The organism is Chryseobacterium oryzae, from assembly GCF_022811665.1.
Lineage (GTDB): Bacteria > Bacteroidota > Bacteroidia > Flavobacteriales > Weeksellaceae > Chryseobacterium > Chryseobacterium oryzae.
On the sequence record NZ_CP094529.1, the window covers coordinates 2,105,894 to 2,125,401 of the forward strand.

General features: G+C 33.6%; 20 protein-coding genes. 11 read left to right on the plus strand and 9 right to left on the minus strand.

Annotated features, from left to right (window positions below; genetic code table 11):
• Positions 1 to 50: 50 nt before the first annotated feature.
• Together porV and MTP08_RS09635 are read left to right on the plus strand one after the other, a co-directional pair.
• Entirely contained in the window at positions 51 to 1,214 is a 1,164-nt protein-coding gene (gene porV / locus MTP08_RS09630; protein ID WP_209389000.1) for a type IX secretion system outer membrane channel protein PorV, read from the plus strand.
• Between the two features lie 156 nt (positions 1,215 to 1,370).
• Positions 1,371 to 3,632: an FUSC family protein gene (locus tag MTP08_RS09635; protein WP_209388999.1), complete on the plus strand. Its 2,262-nt coding sequence runs from the start codon at positions 1,371 to 1,373 to the stop codon at positions 3,630 to 3,632.
• On the opposite strand, the gene MTP08_RS09640 is transcribed toward MTP08_RS09635, so the two are convergent.
• The gene (locus tag MTP08_RS09640; protein ID WP_209388998.1) at positions 3,613 to 4,227 is read right to left on the minus strand and encodes a 4'-phosphopantetheinyl transferase family protein; all 615 of its coding nucleotides are present in this window, start codon (positions 4,225 to 4,227) and stop codon (positions 3,613 to 3,615) included. The two genes, MTP08_RS09635 and MTP08_RS09640, sit on opposite strands and share 20 nt — an antisense overlap.
• Before the next feature lie 150 nt (positions 4,228 to 4,377).
• Between MTP08_RS09640 and ahcY the strand changes: the two genes are divergently transcribed.
• From ahcY to MTP08_RS09655, 3 genes are all read left to right on the plus strand, one after another.
• A complete protein-coding gene (ahcY, locus tag MTP08_RS09645; RefSeq protein ID WP_209388997.1) occupies positions 4,378 to 5,691 on the plus strand; it encodes an adenosylhomocysteinase in 1,314 nt (437 codons plus the stop codon).
• A gap of 140 nt (positions 5,692 to 5,831) precedes the next feature.
• The gene (gene yiaA, locus MTP08_RS09650) at positions 5,832 to 6,227 is read left to right on the plus strand and encodes an inner membrane protein YiaA (RefSeq protein ID WP_209388996.1); all 396 of its coding nucleotides are present in this window, start codon (positions 5,832 to 5,834) and stop codon (positions 6,225 to 6,227) included.
• 89 nt (positions 6,228 to 6,316) lie between these two features.
• Positions 6,317 to 7,873, plus strand: coding sequence for a BspA family leucine-rich repeat surface protein (locus MTP08_RS09655; RefSeq protein ID WP_243575834.1), 1,557 nt, complete (start codon positions 6,317 to 6,319; stop codon positions 7,871 to 7,873).
• A gap of 107 nt (positions 7,874 to 7,980) precedes the next feature.
• Here the strand turns inward: MTP08_RS09655 and purE are convergent, their stop codons facing one another.
• Positions 7,981 to 8,481 carry a 5-(carboxyamino)imidazole ribonucleotide mutase gene (gene purE / locus MTP08_RS09660; RefSeq protein WP_243575835.1) on the minus strand — a complete coding sequence of 167 codons (501 nt, stop codon included), beginning with the start codon at positions 8,479 to 8,481 and terminating at the stop codon, positions 7,981 to 7,983.
• 247 nt (positions 8,482 to 8,728) lie between these two features.
• Between purE and MTP08_RS09665 the strand changes: the two genes are divergently transcribed.
• From MTP08_RS09665 to MTP08_RS09675, 3 genes are read left to right on the plus strand one after another with little or no spacing between them, the layout of a single operon-like run.
• Complete coding sequence (locus MTP08_RS09665) at positions 8,729 to 9,295, plus strand: hypothetical protein (protein WP_243575836.1); 567 nt, start codon at positions 8,729 to 8,731, stop codon at positions 9,293 to 9,295.
• Positions 9,296 to 9,300: 5 nt separating this feature from the next.
• On the plus strand, positions 9,301 to 11,421 hold the full coding sequence (locus MTP08_RS09670; RefSeq protein ID WP_243575837.1) for a cation:proton antiporter: 2,121 nt from the start codon (positions 9,301 to 9,303) through the stop codon (positions 11,419 to 11,421).
• A gap of 58 nt (positions 11,422 to 11,479) precedes the next feature.
• The gene (locus MTP08_RS09675; protein WP_243575839.1) at positions 11,480 to 11,842 is read left to right on the plus strand and encodes a hypothetical protein; all 363 of its coding nucleotides are present in this window, start codon (positions 11,480 to 11,482) and stop codon (positions 11,840 to 11,842) included.
• Between the two features lie 43 nt (positions 11,843 to 11,885).
• Here the strand turns inward: MTP08_RS09675 and MTP08_RS09680 are convergent, their stop codons facing one another.
• Positions 11,886 to 12,995, minus strand: a complete 1,110-nt coding sequence (locus tag MTP08_RS09680; protein ID WP_243575840.1) for a 5-(carboxyamino)imidazole ribonucleotide synthase — start codon at positions 12,993 to 12,995, stop codon at positions 11,886 to 11,888.
• Positions 12,996 to 13,071: 76 nt separating this feature from the next.
• Positions 13,072 to 13,665 (minus strand): DUF1543 domain-containing protein, encoded by a 594-nt coding sequence (locus MTP08_RS09685; protein WP_243575841.1) that lies wholly within the window; start codon positions 13,663 to 13,665, stop codon positions 13,072 to 13,074.
• Between the two features lie 533 nt (positions 13,666 to 14,198).
• Here MTP08_RS09685 and MTP08_RS09690 point away from each other — a divergent pair.
• Together MTP08_RS09690 and MTP08_RS09695 are read left to right on the plus strand one after the other, a co-directional pair.
• A complete protein-coding gene (locus tag MTP08_RS09690) occupies positions 14,199 to 15,029 on the plus strand; it encodes a sulfite exporter TauE/SafE family protein (RefSeq protein WP_209388988.1) in 831 nt (276 codons plus the stop codon).
• Positions 15,026 to 15,409, plus strand: coding sequence for a DUF1634 domain-containing protein (locus tag MTP08_RS09695; protein ID WP_243575843.1), 384 nt, complete (start codon positions 15,026 to 15,028; stop codon positions 15,407 to 15,409). The genes MTP08_RS09690 and MTP08_RS09695 overlap by 4 nt, the downstream gene beginning before the upstream one ends.
• Before the next feature lie 52 nt (positions 15,410 to 15,461).
• Here the strand turns inward: MTP08_RS09695 and gloA2 are convergent, their stop codons facing one another.
• A complete protein-coding gene (gene gloA2, locus MTP08_RS09700; RefSeq protein WP_243575844.1) occupies positions 15,462 to 15,839 on the minus strand; it encodes an SMU1112c/YaeR family gloxylase I-like metalloprotein in 378 nt (125 codons plus the stop codon).
• 174 nt (positions 15,840 to 16,013) lie between these two features.
• Here gloA2 and MTP08_RS09705 point away from each other — a divergent pair, with 174 nt between their 5' ends.
• The gene (locus MTP08_RS09705; RefSeq protein WP_243575845.1) at positions 16,014 to 17,099 is read left to right on the plus strand and encodes an endonuclease/exonuclease/phosphatase family protein; all 1,086 of its coding nucleotides are present in this window, start codon (positions 16,014 to 16,016) and stop codon (positions 17,097 to 17,099) included.
• 85 nt (positions 17,100 to 17,184) lie between these two features.
• Here the strand turns inward: MTP08_RS09705 and MTP08_RS09710 are convergent, their stop codons facing one another.
• The 4 genes from MTP08_RS09710 to MTP08_RS09725 form a co-directional block, all read right to left on the minus strand.
• Positions 17,185 to 17,781, minus strand: coding sequence for a TlpA family protein disulfide reductase (locus MTP08_RS09710; RefSeq protein ID WP_243575846.1), 597 nt, complete (start codon positions 17,779 to 17,781; stop codon positions 17,185 to 17,187).
• Between the two features lie 4 nt (positions 17,782 to 17,785).
• Positions 17,786 to 18,499: a thioredoxin domain-containing protein gene (locus MTP08_RS09715; protein ID WP_243575848.1), complete on the minus strand. Its 714-nt coding sequence runs from the start codon at positions 18,497 to 18,499 to the stop codon at positions 17,786 to 17,788.
• A gap of 2 nt (positions 18,500 to 18,501) precedes the next feature.
• Entirely contained in the window at positions 18,502 to 18,798 is a 297-nt protein-coding gene (gene trxA / locus MTP08_RS09720; RefSeq protein WP_209388982.1) for a thioredoxin, read from the minus strand.
• A 220-nt stretch (positions 18,799 to 19,018) separates the two neighbouring features.
• Positions 19,019 to 19,501, minus strand: a complete 483-nt coding sequence (locus tag MTP08_RS09725; RefSeq protein WP_243575850.1) for a DUF6691 family protein — start codon at positions 19,499 to 19,501, stop codon at positions 19,019 to 19,021.
• Between the last annotated feature and the right edge of the window lie 7 nt (positions 19,502 to 19,508).

Sequence of the window (19,508 nt, forward strand, 5' to 3'; positions counted from 1 at the left end):
AATTAAATAAGAATATCAATAAAAAACTGATAATATATAAAAGACAACATATGAATTTAACTACTAAACTGCTTTTAGGGATTGGTTTGAGTGCTGGTTTTCTAAGCTACGCACAAGATTTGAGTCAGGTAAGACCTGTATTAACAGGAGCCCCTTTCCTAAGAATTGCACCTGATGCAAGATCAGGAGGTATGGGAGATCAGGGTGTGGTAACATCTCCAGACGCATTTTCCCAATTCTGGAATGCTGCAAAATATCCTTTTAGCAGAACAAGTTCTTCTGTAGGTTTGAACTATACTCCATATATGGGGAAACTTACCAATGATGTATTTTTATTGTATGGTGCTTTCCACAAATTTTTAGGACAGGAAGAAAGATCTACAATTTCTGCGAGTATTTATTACTTCAATATGGGACAGGTAGACCTTACTACACTTGTTGGTAGCGATGTAACTTCTTTGGGTACTTCTAAACCAAACGAATTCTCTATTGATGTTGCATATGGTCTGAAACTTTCAGACTCTTACTCAATGGCTGTTACTGGTAGATTTATCCGTTCAGATTTAGCCGGAGGATTCAATACAGATACTACACTGAAGCCTGCCAATACTTTTGCAGTAGACATCTCTGGGTATTATACTTCACCAAGATTTTCGAGTTTTGGAGGTTATGAAGGAAAACTAAACGGAGGTTTCTCTATTCAGAATTTAGGTCCTAAACTAGATTATACAGGAGACGATAACTCAAGATCTTATCTTCCAAGTATGGCAAGAATTGGGGTTGGGTACGATATGTTTTTGGATGACATGAACAAAATCGGATTATCTGTAGAAGGTTCTAAAATTTTAGTTCCGGGATCAGAATTAATAGGTACAGATCCTAATTCTAGACAGCCTATCTATGCAGTTCCTAACGTTGGTGTAATGTCTGGGATAGGAAAATCTTTCAAAAACCCTAATTCTATTATGTATAGCGGTGCTTTGGAATATTCTTATGATAATGCATTTGCAATTAGAGGTGGTTATTTCCACGAAAGTGAACAGCAAGGTGCAAGACAGTTTGCAACTGCAGGTATTGGTTTAAAATATAGATCTTTCGGATTGGATGTTTCTTATTTAATCAACATGTCTAAAATTAATACAGCTTTGGATAACACATTACGTTTTGGCTTAACATGGAATATCGGTGACGAAACTTCTAATGCAGAAAACTAAAAAAAATATTTTATAAGCTTAAAAATCCGTCTTACATTTTTTGTAAGACGGATTTTTTATTAAATCTAAACCAATAAAACATTGTTAAGATTTCAAAAAAAATAATTTTAAGGCGTTAAAACTCCGAAGTTCATTATTAACTCTTATTTTTGCAGTATGAACTATTCTGCGGAGCTAAAAAAAATCATCACAAGCCAATATTTGTATTCTGCCACCAGAATTACATTAGCAACCGTGCTTCCGTGTTTGGTTCTCTCCTATTTTGGAATACTTAAAGAATATTTTCTATTTCCTTTAGGAACTAGTTTTGTTGCACTTACCGACCAACCCGGTCCATTTATCCGAAGAAGGAATTCCCTAACTTTTGCTGTAATTTGCTTCGTTTTTGTCGCACTCATTGCAAGTCTTGTAAAAGGAATTATTGCTTTAGTATTTCTGGAAATCATTATTTTCGGAATGTTCTTTTCCTTAATTGGTGTTTACGGACAAAGATTGGGTGCCGTTGGATCTTTAGCTCTAGTCGTACTTGCCATTTTTATTGATGGACATTTAACAGGCGAACATATTTTTAAAGGTCTTCTGATTTTTACATCGGGATGCATTTGGTTTTTACTTATTTTTCTTATTGTCACCACTATTCAGCCTTATAAACTTGCAAGCCAAATGATTGGTGAAAACTACTTGCAACTTGCAGAATTTTTAAAAATAAAAGCCAATTTCTACCAGAAAAATCCAGATTTTGATAAGCTGTATTCTCAGGTAATATCCAAGCAGATAGAAATTAAAAACCTTCAGGAAGAAACCCGTGAAACCGTATTTAAAACGAGAACCATAGTAAATGAATCTACTACATTAAGCAGATTGCTGATGATGATGTTTCTGAACTCTATGGATCTTCACGAAAAACTGATGACCTCAGAAAGTGACTACAAAAAATTGCAGGAAAGCTTCGATAAAGGAGATATTTTGGTTAAAATGCATAATTATCTGAATATTTTGTCGGATGAACTTTCTAATATCGGAATTGCACTTCAAAGCAGCAAAAGAGCAAAACCTCTTTATAATATTGAACTCGAATTTCAGGAACTTAATGTAGCATATTTTGAACTGAGAAATCGCCAAATATCTCCGGATACTTTAGAAAACTTCATGATTTTGAGACAAATCATGATGCGTATAAATGAGATTACCAAAGAAATTGAAGAAATCTACAAAGTTTTTTCTCAAAATGTAAAGTTGGCAAAAAGTCTTTCTACTGGATTAGATCTTAAAAAATTCCTTCCCAATCAGGAAAAAATTAACTTTAAAGTTCTCAAAAGTAATATATCTCTTTCATCATCACATTTTAGACATGCTGTTAGGGTTACTATTGCATTACTGATTGGATATTTGGTTTCTTTGCTTCCGTTTTTGGTTATTGGGCATACTTACTGGATTCTTATCACCATTATTGCAATCCTAAAACCAGCCTATTCTATAACAAAACAAAGAAATCTGCTTAGACTGTATGGCACAGTCGTGGGAGCGGTAATAGCGTATGGAATTTTGTATCTTATAGATATTAATGCCGTTCTACTTGCCATTCTACTAATCAGCATGGTACTTTGCTTTACTTTCCTTAAAACAAAATATTTTTGGGCGGTACTGTTTATGACGATGTATATTTTCTTAAGTTTTAATTTTTTGAAACCAGGAAATGTAAATGTCATATTTAAAGACCGAATTGTAGATACTTTTATTGCAGGTGTTATTGCCTTTGCCGTTTCTTATCTCGTTCTTCCGGTTTGGGAGCATACACAGAATTTAGATTTAATGAAAAAATCGGCTACTGCCAATCTTACTTATTTTCATAGTGTAATGGCTAAGTTTCTCAATCAAAACTACAATCTCGAAGAGTACAAAGTAAGAAGAAAAAATGCTATTATCTCTTTGGCAAACCTTTCGGATAATTTTCAGCGAATGATCTCTGATCCAAAAAATCAGCAGAAAAAACTGGAAGTAGTTCATCAATTTGTAACCACATCACACTTAATTACGGCTTATACAGCATCTTTATCTCAATACGCAAATGATGAAAGACAGTATAGTGAAATAGATTATGAAAGCTGGACAAAGAAAATTGAATCTGAAATGAATCAGGTTTCCGCATTGCTGAGCGACCAAAAGATAAGTGAAACACTCAAAATGGACAGCCATATTGAACCCGAAGATTCATCTCTTGAAGATTTAATTCTGAAACGAAAAACAGAGATTAAAGAAAATGATTTCTACGACCGCCGTGATCCGGATAAAATCTCACGTTTAACGGAACTTAAAAACATTCATGATGTGTTGGAACTTATTTACAGTGTAGCCAAAGAACAGAGAAAAGTTATTGAAAAGTATAGATATGAGAAATCTACTCTTCTACAATCGTGAAGCAGTAATCATCAAAAAACTCAACTCTTGCCCTCAATTCATCGGATATTTTATCATCATGTACTCTGCATTTAATATGATGCAGATGTTTCAGCTCGAAAGGATAAACTTCGTAATGCTTTTTTAGTGACCAATGTTTAGAGTGATGAATTTTGTACATACTTTCCTTTACACTCCAAATGATCGTATAAAAAGTAACTTCGTTATCCAACGGGATAAATCCTCTTTCTTCCTCGAAAGTAAATTTATCTATAAGCCTTAATATTTTAGGATTGAATTTTTCTAGATCTATCCCTATTTTATTTTTAGAAATTGCAATAGCAGCAAATGGAAAAGAATGGGTAATTGAAATTTCCGCATCCTTAGGATAAAGAAATGGCTCTCGTTCCTGATATAAAATTTTAGACATTGGCTTCAAACTTTTCAAAAGTTTTCTCACCATAAGAACCTCTAGAAGTTTTTTGGGATGATAATCTTTTACTTTATCTTTATTTTCGGGTTCAAGAAGATAGTTTATATCCAAATCATCACTCTCGTCGTATTTCCAGACCAGAATGGTTGCGTTATTATCCGAAAAATCACGGTAAAGAGGCATCTGTTTTTATTTGAGGTTAAAATTAGAAAAAAAATACAACAATATTCTCTGCTGAAAGTCATATCTCCGAACCTTAAGACTCCGTTTTTTTATCTAAAAGATATGTTGTAATTTTGTCGCTCAATTTTTTAATTTAATTATCAACAAGATATGAGTACAACAACACAATACGTTCCTTACAAAGTGAAGGATATTTCCTTAGCAGAATGGGGAAGAAAAGAAATTACATTAGCAGAAGCAGAAATGCCTGGTTTAATGGCTATTCGTGAAGAATACGGACCATCTCAACCGCTAAAAGGTGCAAGAATCGCGGGATGTCTTCACATGACTATTCAGACTGCAGTTCTTATCGAAACTTTGGTGGCTCTTGGTGCTGAAGTAACTTGGTCTTCTTGTAATATTTTCTCTACTCAGGATCATGCTGCTGCTGCTATTGCTGCTGCAGGAATTCCTGTTTATGCGTGGAAAGGTCTTAATGAAGAAGATTTTGATTGGTGTATTGAGCAGACCATTTTCTTTGGTGAAGACAGAAAACCATTGAATATGATTTTGGATGACGGTGGAGATTTAACAAACATGGTTTTTGATAAATATCCTGAATTAACTGCAGAAATTAAAGGTCTTTCTGAAGAAACTACAACCGGAGTTCACAGATTGTACGAAAGAATGAAAAACGGAACTTTGGTAGTTCCGGCGATTAACGTAAACGATTCTGTTACCAAATCTAAATTCGACAACAAATACGGATGTAAAGAATCTGCTGTAGATGCAGTAAGAAGAGCTACAGACGTTATGTTGGCAGGAAAAAGAGTGGTAGTTTGCGGTTATGGAGATGTTGGTAAAGGTACTGCAGCTTCTTTCAGAGGTGCAGGTTCTATCGTTACTGTTACTGAAATCGACCCAATCTGTGCATTACAAGCTGCAATGGACGGTTACGAAGTTAAAAAACTGGATACTGTTGTAGACAACGCAGATATCGTAATTACAACGACTGGTAACTTTAATATTGTAAGAAAAGAACATTTCTTAAAATTAAAAGATAAAGCTATCGTATGCAACATCGGTCACTTCGATAACGAAATAGATATGGCTTGGTTAAACGAAAACTATGGTCACACTAAAACTGAAGTAAAGCCACAGGTAGACATTTACAATGTAGAAGGTAAAGAAGTAATTATTCTTGCAGAAGGTAGATTGGTAAATCTAGGATGTGCAACCGGTCACCCATCTTTTGTAATGTCTAACTCTTTCTCTAACCAGACTTTAGCTCAAATTGAACTTTGGAATAATTCTGAAGCTTATGGAAACGAAGTTTATATGCTTCCAAAACATTTAGATGAGAAAGTTGCTGCTCTTCACCTTAAAAAATTAAGCGTGGAACTAGAAACTCTTTCTCCTGAACAAGCTAATTACATCGGTGTAAAAGTGGAAGGTCCTTTCAAACCTGAATATTACAGATATTAATTGTCTTTAATAACTCAATTATAAACTGCAAAACGCTTCAGAAATAGTTTCTGAAGCGTTTTTTATATTCTGACAAAATAATCACCTATTCAAACAAAAATGATATATTTGAAAAAGTATAACATAAAAAAGACAATTTAATGAAAAAACAAAATGTATCAGGAGCTTTTATTGCAGCCTCTTGGATTGCTTTAGGAGCCGGAATGGTGGGATTTATTGTAGGTCTTACAAGAGCGGAAATGCAGTTGAATGAAAAAGGATATTATTTAGTAACACTTTTATACGGATTATTTGCAGTTATTTCTCTTCAAAAAGCAGTTAGAGACCGACTTGAGAATATAAAAGTAACTGATATTTACTATGGAATATGCTGGTTTGCAACCATATCATCCATTATTTTACTGGCTGTAGGACTATGGAATGCAACTATTCTTCCGAGTGAAAAAGGTTTTTATGCCTTTGCCTTTTTGCTTTCCTTATTTGGTGCAATTGCCGTTCAGAAAAATACACGCGATAATATGATGAATCAGGAATAAAAATTAAAACTCACCAAATTTGGTGAGTTTTTTTGTTTTGTTTCGTTTATTTCACTTAAATTTGATTAATCACAAAAAAAATAAATGGTATGTACAGAAAATTTACAATTTTATTTTTTATCATTTCTTTTGTAGCTCTCCAAGCACAAAATGAATTTATAACAATATGGAAACCTGCTGAAGGCAATCCTCCTAACATCAACCCCGCACCTCCTGTTTGTGGCGATACCCAAATATGGTTTCCGGGAATTGGTACAAACTATACAATTACCTGGGAAGAGATAGGATTTCCGCAACATAACGGAACCATGACTAATGTAACGTCTACAGACCGCGTTCTTATTGATTTTGGAGCACCACTCAACCCTAATTCCGGGAATGCATTATACAGAGTAAAAGTTTCCAACGGAAATGGAAATTTCAATCAAATAAAATTTGCCAATAATACAATAATTCAAGGCACGTTCTTCGATTTAATAAGTGTTCAGCTGGTAGGAAGCAGCAACAAAATTATGGCGATTGAACAATGGGGAAATATTTCGTGGACCTCCATGAACAGTGCTTTTACACAATGTCTGAATATGCAGCTTACTGCAACCGATACACCCAATCTTCAGAATGTAGAAGATGCGTCTATGATGTTTTATAATAGCTTTAATTTTGAAGGAAATAATTCTATGGCTCTTTGGAATACCTCAAACATCAAAAATTTCAAAGCCATGTTTGGATACAGAAATGCTAATCCTACAATTAATTTAACAGATAATTTTAACCCTCCGATAGGAAGCTGGAATACTTCTAATGTAACAGACATGAGCTATATGTTTATGGAACGAAAATTATTTAACCAAAACATTAATTCTTGGGATGTTTCAAAAGTAACCGATATGGCATATATGTTTGCACAATGTACCACCTACAATCAACCACTCAATAATTGGAATACATCCAAAGTTCTGAACATGCAATTTATGTTTCATTTTATGCCCGACTTTAATCAGCCTTTAGACCAATGGGATACTTCTAAAGTTACAACTATGGCACATATGTTTCATGGGACTAATTCATTTAACCAACCTTTAGACAGTTGGGATACCAGTAATGTTACAGATACCAATACGATGTTTACGGGGGCATCAAGCTTTGATCAGACACTGGAAAGTTGGGATCTTCCTAGTCTGGTTATTGCCGACAATATGTTTTTGGGCTCAGGAATAAATTGTGATAATTTCAGTTTCATACTTGCAGGTTGGGCAGACAATCCTGTTACAGCAAACAATGTATACTTACAAAGTGTGTATCCTCTAAAGTATTCTAGCAATGCTATTCCGAAGAAAAATATTTTACTTGGAAAAGGATGGTCAATGACTGGTGATAGCGTTGGCGAATGCCGCAAATTAGGATTAAATGAGTTACATTTAGAAAATAAGTCTTCTATCTACCCAAATCCTGCCGATGATTTCATTTTCCTCAAAAATATATATAACGTTAAAAAATTCATCATTACAGATGCAAGTGGCAGAATAATAACTCAGGAAAATCTGCGTAATGATTTTATTAATATTGATTTTCTTCCAAAAGGCAGTTATATTCTCCAGCTAATAACTACAGACAAAAGCTACTCTTTAAAATTTATAAAAAAATAACAAAAAAAGCCGTTTCAATTTATTAGAAACGGCTTTTTAGAATTTAATGAATAAAATTTTCGTTAAAATATTTAATCATTTTTTATTTGAATTCTAACTATTAAGACTTAATCGAATTGATTAGGATGAATTTTTTTGATATCATCTACCGTTCCCAAAACTTTATCTTTTAAAGAATCCTGATATCCCTGAAGTTTCTCAGAAACTTCATTATCTGCACTTCCTAATATTTTCGCAGCTAAAATACCTGCATTAAGAGCACCATTCAGGGCAACTGTAGCAACGGGAATTCCGCCAGGCATTTGAAGAATAGACAGAAGAGAATCCCAACCGTCTATAGAATTACTAGACAAAATGGGAACACCAATTACCGGTAAAGTGGTACAACTAGCAACCATTCCCGGAAGATGTGCTGCACCTCCCGCACCTGCAATAATAACCTTCAATCCCCTATCCTTTGCTGTTTTTGCATAATCGAACATTCTTTCGGGAGTTCTGTGTGCAGAAACTACCGTTAATTCGTAAGGAATTTCTAAAGTTTTAAGAAAATTTGCTGCCTGTTCCATTATTGGTAAGTCGCTCTGACTTCCCATGATGATTCCTACCATTATTTTTCAATTTATTAGATCTTCAAAGATAATCATTTTAAAGATGAATTCTAATATTCTTATTGGGTGGAAATTACCTTCAATTCTAACATTTCTATAAATTCTGAAAAATGTTTGCATAATTTTTGAAGACAATGAGTAATATTCAATCAATACTAAATAATCACCAAAACTAAACACCTGAAGTATCGTTAACGATTTCTTTTTTCTGGTTTTTTTTTATATCTTTTGGTACAATTTAAAAAATATGATAAAAATATCTCCTTTCATTCTGCTTTTTTCGTTCTTACTTATCATAAGTTGTAATGATAAAGAAAAATCTCAACAACTTACCGACAGAGAAAATAAACTTCTGGAAAAAGAAAAAGAATTTGCCAAAAAAGAATCAGAATATCAATCTTTAATCAAGATGCGCGACAGTATTTTTGCTCAAAAAGATTCCATACAAATTATGAAATGGCCTTCAGAGATTTCCGGTTTATGGAGCGGAAAAGTAATCTGTACCGAATCTAATTGCAGCGACTACGTAGTCGGAGATCAAAGAATCGACAACTGGGAATTCGACAGCGATTCTACCCAACTGGTTACAAAAATCATCAATAATAATAATTTGGTAAGGCTTTATACTGCCAAACTGGATCAGCAGGAAATTAAACTTAATTACAAGACCGATTCTACTGCCAAAAAAAATGTTGAAATGAATGTTATACTGAACGAAATAACACCCAACAAAATACGGGGAACCCGAAGCATCACCGTAGATAAAAACTGTCTGGCAAAATTTTCTGTTGAGTTGACCCGTCCTTCTAAATAAACACTATGATTCTTAGTTTACACAACCTTACTCTTCCCATAGAAGATCCGGTACTGAAATTTCTTTTGGTGCTTATCATTATTTTGGCAGCACCATTATTACTCAATAAAATAAAAGTTCCGCACCTGCTTGGTTTAATTATAGCGGGAGCTATTATTGGCCCAAACGGATTCAATGTACTATCAAGAGACAGCAGTATTGTGGTAACGGGAACTACCGGATTGCTGTATATAATGTTTCTTGCCGGTCTGGAAATAGATATGGGCGACTTCAAAAAAAATAAATGGAAAAGCTTAACCTTTGGGATTTATACTTTTCTGGTTCCTTTTGTATTAGGGTATTTGGGCGGATATTACATCCTTCATTTTTCTGTTCTTACTTCGGTACTTTTTGCGAGTCTTTTTTCTTCTCACACGCTTATTGCCTACCCATTAGTAAGTAAAATGGGAATTGCCAAAAACCTTTCTGTAAACATAACCGTTGGAGGTACGATGATTACAGATATTCTTGCATTACTTGTTTTAGCGGTAGTTGTAGGAATGTCTCAAGGAGATGTGGGAACAGCATTTTGGACGAAGCTTTCTATTTCTGTTATCCTTTTTTCTTTAATTGTGCTTATCGTATTTCCTATTATAGGACGTTGGTTCTTTAAAAAAGTAGACGATAAAATTTCTCAGTACATTTTTGTTCTGGTAATGATTTATCTCGCTGCATTATTAGCAGAATTGGCAGGAGTTGAAGCCATTATCGGAGCTTTTTTTGCAGGATTGGCATTAAACAGATTAATTCCTCACACCTCATCTTTGATGAATCGTGTAGAATTTGTTGGAAACGCCATTTTTATCCCGTTTTTTCTAATAAGTGTGGGAATGCTGATAGATTTTAAAGTGTTTTTCAAAAGCTGGGAAACCTTAGAAGTAGCTGCAATAATGCTTATTGCGTCTATCGGTGGAAAATACATATCGGCAGTAGCCACGCAAAAAACCTTCAGATTATCTAAAGAAGAAGGCAAGCTTATTTTCGGATTAAGTTCTGCTTCGGCGGCTGCAACACTAGCTTCGGTAATGGTTGGTTATAATATAATTATTTCTGAAAGCGAAACCGGAGAACCTGTTAGATTACTCAATGAACATGTTTTGAACGGAAGTATCTTGCTGATTTTAATTTCCTGTACAATTTCGTCATTTGTTTCGATGGCAAGTGCCCAAAAAATAGCTGAAAGCGATAATGAAGATACTGTTTCCGGAAATAATCACGAAGAAGAAAGCATATTATTGGCTCTCAATTATGAAAAAACAGTAGAAAGAATGGTGAATCTTGGAATATTGATAAAAGCTCATTCTAATATTCAGGATTTATTTGCTCTCAACATCATTAATGAAGAAAATAATGAATCTTCCCTAAAAAATGCCGAGAAATTACTTCATACCGCTACAGACGCTGCCGCATCGGCAGATGTAAAAATTAAAACTTTAAAAAGATTCGACAATGATGTTATCAACGGTGTAAACAACGTTATTAAAGAACAGAAAATTACAGATTTGATTATCGGAATTGAAGATGAGAAGGGATTTTCTCCATCGTTGGTCTACAATCTTTACAACGGTTACCTTCAGAATGATGATGTAAATGTTTTGGTGTATCATGCAGCACAGCCTTTATCTACCATTAAAAGATATGCAGTAATGATTCCTGAAAATGCTCATAAAGAAGCGGGGTTCTTCCATTCTTTGGTAAGAGTATGGAATATTGCGAGAAATTCCGGAGCAACCATCATTTTTTATGCACCCGAAAACATTTTGGATATCCTTCAGAATATTGTAAAAAAAGCCAATATCGAAGCAGAATTTATCATCATGAATACCTGGAAAGATGGTGAGGAAACCGCAGCACAGCTGAAAGATGATGAGGCTTTAATTATTTTTATGGCAAAGAGAGGTATGAAATCTTATATTCCGAGAATGCGGCTCATTCCTGATCTTCTGAATAGAAGTCTATCGGACAAAAATTATCTTTTAATTTTCCCTTATTCTGAATTTGATAAAAATAATCCAGAAAAAAGAGCCGTAGGAAACCATGATGATTTCATGGAAATAGGAAATGTTATTAAAAAAATATTTAAGTAATTTAAAAACTTTAGCTTAGTTTTGAACTGCTTTATTATTTAACATTTTAAAAAATTGAATGAAGAAGAAAGCCCTTATTATAGCCTTATCAACAATAGCCATCATTGTTTTATCATTTATCGTGTATTGGAATCTTCCGATTGAAATTACCTACCACTCCGAAATCAAAAAAGGAAATACAATTGTGGAGAATATCGAAGATTATAAAAAGAATAGTTATAAACTTCCCGAAAATGATGATTGGCAAACTTTGGAGCAACTCGGTTTGGAAAAAGATCAGGCAGATAAACCTATTTATCAAAAATATGATACCGAAAATTATGAACTATATTACCCCGATCAACTTGGAGGGCCTTATTTAATTTATATTTCAAAAGAGAAAAAATGGTCTATTGATTATCCTAAAATCGCTACCAAATAAAAAAAGACTGCTTTTTGGCAGTCTTTTTAGTTTTCAAACAATCTTAAGCAATGACTCTTACCATAGATTTTACTTTTATCAGTTTTTCCATGAGTTCTTCGCGCGAATCTGCTAAAACATTAATGTGTCCCATTTTTCTTCCGGGTTTAGTTTCGGTTTTCCCATATAAATGTACATACGTTTTGGGAAGCTTTAAAACATCATCCATTCCTTCATAAATAACTTTTCCCGAAAAACCTTCTGCTCCTACCAAATTGAGCATTCCACTGAATGTGAAAGTATCGGTATCTGCCAAAGGAAGATTTTTTACCACACGATACATCTGCTCAAACTGAGAATTGGCATTGCCTTCCTGGCTTTGGTGTCCCGAATTGTGAAGTCTTGGAGCTGTTTCGTTTACCCACACTTTTCCTTCTTTATCTAAAAATAATTCAATAGCAAAAAGACCAGGAGAATGTACTGCATTGAGGAATTTCTCGGTAATAGATTTAATCTGACTGTCGATATCTTCACTCAAAAAAACCGGACAAACATTAAAATCCAGAAGATTAAGCTTAGGATCTGCCACCATTTCTGTTACCGGAAAAGTTTTTGTTTCTCCATTTTCGTTTTTTGCAACAATAACAGAAAGCTCTTTATCAATATCTACAAGTTTTTCGATGACAGAATCCTGCACCCAAAGGTTTTTCATATCCTCGTTATTTCGAATCACCTGTACCCCTTTTCCATCATAACCTCCGGTATTCATTTTTTGCACGAAAGGAAGAGGCATTTTTATTTCGTCTGAACTTCCGTCCATAATTTCAAACTCCGGACTCGGAATATTATTTTCTTCATAAAACTTTTTCTGAAGAATTTTTTGCTGAATTGTTTTTATAATTCTTGAATTTGGAACCACTTTAATACCCTGATTTTCCAGTTCTGCCAATGCATCTGCATTTACATGTTCTATTTCTATGGTTACTACATCCTTATCTTTACCAAATTCTAAAACGGTTTCATAATCATTAAAATTTCCTTGCGTAAAATAAGAAATATGATGACATGGTGCATCTGAAGCCGGATCTAAAGTATAAAATTCATCATCATATTTTAAAGCTTCCTGAATGAGCATTCTTCCCAACTGTCCGCCACCTAAAATTCCTATTTTCATTTTTAAATTTTATTTTTTGTTAGATTTATTTCGTTAATAAAGAGATTATCCTGTAAATTCCGAATAAAAAATGATTTTATATTTTATCAATTTTCAAATACCCGGTTTCTGTAGGATTTAACTGATTATTGCTTGTAGATTTTTTTAACACAATCGAATATTTTTCTTTCATTTTTTGAGGAAGTATATCATGAACATTAAAAATATCATCAATATCCACTCCATGTTTATCGTCTATATGACTTACTGCACCTTCAAACCCCATCGTTTTGTAAAAATGGGTACTTTTTGCCTTTTTAACAATTTCTGCCATAGAATTTCCAACCATTAAATGTTGCTCGTGAAATTCTTCAAAAAAACCCTTTTTATATCCTCCTAAATTAATGAAGTACAGTTTATTTTCTGAAACCTGTTCCGTTCTTTCTACAATTTCAACTTCAAAACCATCTGCAAAAAGAGCTTCCTGATAACAGTCGATATGGATTTTACCATCGGCTTCTTTCCAAAATTCTTTCATATCCGGAACCAGTTCTTTCAGGCTTTGGGCAATGCCGAAAAAAACATCGTGCTGCTCAATATTTCTACCTTTAGGAGTCGCTCCCAAAATGACATAAAAAAGTTTTAACCCTGTCTTCATGGTACAAAAATACATCAAATTTATTTTTTCCATGAGTTTAGGAGCAGCTTTTAAATTACATCTCAAAATCTGTAGTGAATATTAAATTTTGTTTTTCAGAAATAATTGAAATAACTTTTTTAACCTTTATTTTAGTATTTTTTTAATCCTTAAAGAAATACAACCTTTGAAAGAAAGTTGTTTGAATTTTAAATACTAAGTTAACGTGAGTTCGGGATAAGAAATATTTTAAATAGTTCTGATATTCAGATATTAATTATTTTATCGCAAAGAGAAATTTATTTTTTGAAATGCTTTTAAGCTATACAAAGGCACTTTGTTTAGCAAAATAACACAATGTTTTGTGTTACTTTGCTAAGTTATACGCCTTGGTTTATCTTAAACATATGTAAATCAAAAATTTTAATCTTTTGTTTAGCTTTGCGTTTTATAAATCCTTATCCCGAACTCAGGTTAAGTTGATGCATACATTTAGATTCTATTTTAGTTATTTAAAAAAAAATTAAAAATGATGTTTCTGTTATGTTTTGTTTGTCGGAAAACCTCAAGAGTTTTATATTTGTAACATGTCGGAGATCATCATACTTTTTCTGGGCGCTATTTCAGCAGGTCTTTTAGGTTCGCTCACCGGTTTAGGAGGTGGGGTTATTATTATTCCATTATTAACGCTTGGTTTTGGCGTTCCTATGCATTATGCCATTGGCGCATCCCTTATTTCGGTTATCGGAACTTCTTCGGGAGCTGCCGTTGCATTTGTAAAAGAAGGTTTTACCAATATGCGGATAGGAATGTTTTTGGAAATCGCTACTACTGCAGGAGCCATTGCAGGAGCTTTGGTTTCCGGAATGCTGAATCCTAATACCATTGGAATTATTTTCGCCAGTATTCTTCTGTTAACGGTAATCTTAAATTTAAAAGGAAAACCCGATCATCAGGAACCTCTTATTAAAGGGAGCCTTGAAGATAAGCTGAAACTGTACGGCACTTTCCCAGACAAAGGCGTAATTAAAAGTTATGCAGCAAGAAATACCATCCCTGGATTTTTTATGATGATGTTTGCAGGAGCCATGTCCGGACTTTTAGGAATAGGTTCCGGAGCTTTGAAGGTTTTGGCAATGGATAATATGATGAGACTTCCTTTTAAAGTTTCTACTACCACAAGTAATTTTATGATTGGTGTAACAGCAGTTGCAAGTTCGCTTATTTACTTCCAGAGAGGCGAAATTATTCCGGTAATTGTTGCTCCTGTTTTGGTTGGTGTTGTAGTAGGAAGTTTTATAGGATCTAAAACCTTAATGGTATCTAAAACCAAAAAACTGAAAACCTTTTTTGCAATAGTAATCACTATTCTTTCAATTTACATGATGTATAACGGTATAAGAAGCAATTTCTCATGAGAAAAGATTTTACAGACCTAGACCTCAACCGTTCTGTCGGAAATCTTCTTCGTTTAGGAGTTATTCTTTCGGTAAGTACTTCCATCATTGGCTTTATAAAGCTTTTTACTGAAGGTTTTAAAATGCCAAGAAAATATACCTTGCTGGAAATGGGAAATTCTTCGGAAAAAGTATGGAGCCATTTTTGGGAAACACTCATGAAAGGTGATGGTATGGCAATTATTCAGTTGGGAATTCTGATGCTTATTTTCACCCCTTTAATGAGAATTATTTTCGCATTAATCGGCTACATGAAAGAAAAAGACTACGTATATGTAGTGATATCTACAATTGTTTTGGCAATTATGGCGATTAGTTTCTTTACGGGTTATGCCCATTAATAATAATTAATGATTGATGATCGATGATTGATGATTGATAACGGTAACTGATTTAATTCTCATAAAATTCAAGCGGTAAATAATCCGGATCTTGGGTAAAGAAAAATTCTTTTCCGGTAAACTCATCGATGCGGATTTCTTCACAGCGTAATCCTTTTCGAATTAATTCTTCGCGTTTTTCATTAACATTTTCCACAGAAAACGCCAAATGCCTTAAGCCACATACTTCTGGTTTTGATGAACGTTTTGGAGGGTTGGGAAAAGAAAAAAGTTCAATAACATAGTCCTCTCCTATTCCAAGATCTAATTTATATGACTGTCTTTCTTGGCGATACACTTCACGGAGGATTTTCAAGCCCAAAACTTCTGTATAAAATCTTTTAGATATTTCGTAATCTGAGCATATAATTGCAATATGATGAATTTTCATTTCTATTTTTATAGGTTTTTCAAAACTATACATTAATCTTCAAAAAGACAAAATTCCGGTTTATAATTACTTGATTTAAATGAAACTTAAAATGTAAAAAAGTTTTCAAAATTTTAAATCTCACCAACACAATATTGCGGAGAAAAACCTATTTTTATCGCTTTATAAAAAAATATGCAGACTGCTTATTATATACTTGTACTTTTATTGTTTTTATTTTCTGTACTTCCAAAAATCCCAAGTCAGCATTGGATTTTCAGGGTGCCAGATTTCGGAAAAATTCAGGTAACCATTATTGCTGCATTTGTTTTTTTTTCGGCATTCCTTATTCAAGATAAAATTCCTCATTTTTGGTATTATCAGGCATTTTTACTGTTTTTATTAATTTATCACTCTCTAATTCTTATTAAATATACACCGCTGTATAAGATTAATAAGCATAAACCCGGTAAAAATTCTTCAGAAAAAATTCATTTTATATCTGCTAACGTTTATCAGTTCAACAAAGATTATCAACGTTTTATCCACTTAATTAACGATTGTAAACCAGAAATGTTTCTCACGATGGAAAGCAATGGGAGTTGGGAAAATGCCTTAACGGTATTAGAAAAAGATTATCCTTTTCACCATAAAGTAACGCTGGAAAACACGTATGGAATGCACTTTTATTCTAAAATAAAAATTGAACAATCTACAACTCATTTTTTCGTTGCCGATGATATCCCAACCATTGAAGCCCATTTGAAAACTGATGACGGGTACAAATTTGTATTTTTTGGAGTTCATCCGCCGCCGCCAAGTCCTACTGAAGAAGAAACTTCTAAGGAAAGAGACGGCGATTTGTTATCCACTGCAAAAAGGGTGCGCCAAATAGAAAAACCCGTGATTGTAGTGGGAGATTTCAACAATGTAGCATGGTCTAAATCTTCTATATTATTCAGAAAAACAAGTGAGCTGATTGATCCCAGAATTGGTCGTGCTTTGGTTTCTACATTTCATGCCAAATATAGACTGTTCAGATTTCCTATAGATTTAATGTTTCACAGTGAAGAAATTTTTATCGAAGACCTGAAAACATTAGACAATTTTGGTTCTGATCACCTCCCTGTTTTTTGTGAATTTTTTATCGATCATAAAAATGATGAACAGGAATCTCAAATTGAAACTGCAGATTTTCAAGAAAAAGCAGAAGCTGAAGAAATGATTCTGGAAGGAAAAAAAGAAAGCAGCGAACGTGAAAAAATTGCTACCGAAGACTAATTTTGGTAATATTTTCTACTAAAATACAATCCAAAAAAAACAGAAAATCTAATGATTCTCTGTTTTCTGGAAATTTATATTGAAATTACTCATTCAAAAGACGATTAATTTCTTCATAAAATGAATTTTTACTGTAATCTGCCATTCCATTATGCTGCATTCTGATTTTTCCTGATTTATCTAAGATTACAGTAGTTGGAAGAGATCCATTGAAATATTTTTCTGAAATAGAACCACTCGGAGTTAAAAACGGGATGCTGAAATTTTCTTTTCTAAGATACATTTTCCCGGCACTCGGATCATCATCCAAATTTACCGTTAGGAAAACCAGATATTTATGGTTCTTATACTCATTGTAAAACTTTTGAACTGAAGGAAATTCGGCACGACACGGAGGACACCACGATGCCCAGAAATTGATGAAAACTACCTTTCCTTTAAGATCAGAAGTCTGAATAATTTCATCATTTTCATATTTAACGATTAAATTTTCTGATTTTTCTTCTATCTTTTCAGTACTCGTTTCGTTTTGTTCTTCAATTTTCGGATTGAATATTCCGGTTGAAACAATTTGTCGCATCGTCCATGCTTTTGCATCTTTATTCACCAGTAATACTACAAATAATGAAAAAAGAAATACTGTACTCCAATTTTTTTTAAGCCAAAGTTTAAACTTTTCCAAAATTTTAACGTTTGATTTCTGAGATTTGCTTTTTCACCTGTTCTTCTGTCACAAAACCAAGATTATCCCAAACCAACTGATTGTTTTTATATAATTTAAGAACCGGAAGTGCAGAAACACCCAATTCTTTGCATATCTCGGTATTTTCGTCTGCATTAATTCTTACAATTTTTACTTTATCCGGCATTTCAGCAGACATTTTATTTAAATAAGGTTCCATTTTTTTGCACGGAGCACACCATTCTGCATAGAAATCTACCAAAACAGGAAGATCATTTTTAATCATTTCATTAAATTGAACTAAACTTATTCCTTTGGAAGTAGACTTTTTAATTTCAGAAAGATTGGCACTCCTCCATTTCATCATTCCACCTTGCAAATCATAAACATTTTTAAAACCCATTTCTTTCAATTTGGCAGCTGCAGCGGTACTTCTTGGACCGCTCATGCAATAAACAAAAACAGGTTTTTCTTTATTAAGAGTTTTTACTTTATCCGTAAAATCATCTGCATTCCAGTCGATATTCATTGCATTTTTCAGATGCCCGTTCTGGAATTCTCCGGGCGTTCTCACATCTACTAACTGTGCATCTTTGGTCTGTTCCAGCTTTTTAGAAAAAACAGCAACGGAAAGACTGTTTTCATTGGTATTTTGTGCATTTCCGACCCCAAAAAATGCAATAACAAACAGAATTGTGATTATATTTTTTCTCGACATTTTTAGCTGTTTTGTTTAATGAGTTTTTCCAGTTCTTCTGCTTGAAAAACACCGGACTGCTTCCATTTTACTTCTCCGTTTTTAAAAATCATCAAAGTAGGAACACTTCGAATTCCGAATTGTGCAGCAACTGCCTGATTTTTATCAACATCAATCTTCACAATACTTGCATCATCACCAATTTTCTTTTTCAAATCCTGAAGAATAGGAGCCTGCATTTTGCATGGACCGCACCATTCTGCAAAAAAATCTACCAAAACAGGTTTATCCTGATTAATAAGTTCCTGAAATTTATTCATTGTATTATTTTTTAATTTATTTTCCGTTTCGAGTGTAAATTGAAATTTTAACTTTATAAAATGTTCATTTATTGCATTCTATGAATCAAAAATTTCTCCAAAAAGAATGAATATAGAGTTTTTATTATATCTTTTCTAAAATATGAACTAAAATACAAATTTCAGTTTTTAAAGTTGACTCTGCATTCTTTTTTTCGATTAAATTTACTTTATCTACACATCAATGCGGTAATTTTTCCCGGAAATATCCATAAACCCATGTTCCGAAAACAGCACTTATTAAGGTAACCGTTATAACCAAAGCTCCTGTTCCTATTTGTGCAAAAAGTGGCCCCGGACAAGCTCCGGTAATTGCCCAGCCAAATCCAAAAATAAGTCCGCCGTAAATTTGACCTTTGTTAAACGTTTTCGGAGCTATAGAGATTTTCTCTCCGTAGATAGTTTTGATATTGAATTTTTTGATGATGAAAACCGATAGCATTCCCGTAACAACAGCACTTCCAATAACACCGTACATGTGAAAAGACTGCAAGCGGAACATTTCCTGAATCCTGAACCAACTGATAACTTCTGCTTTTACAAATACAATCCCGAATAAAATGCCCAATAAAAGATATTTCAGATTGTGATACCATTGGTGCTTCAGATGGCTTTCGTTGGTACAAACACTGTCCTGATGACGGATATCTTTTTCTTTTTCCATAGATTTT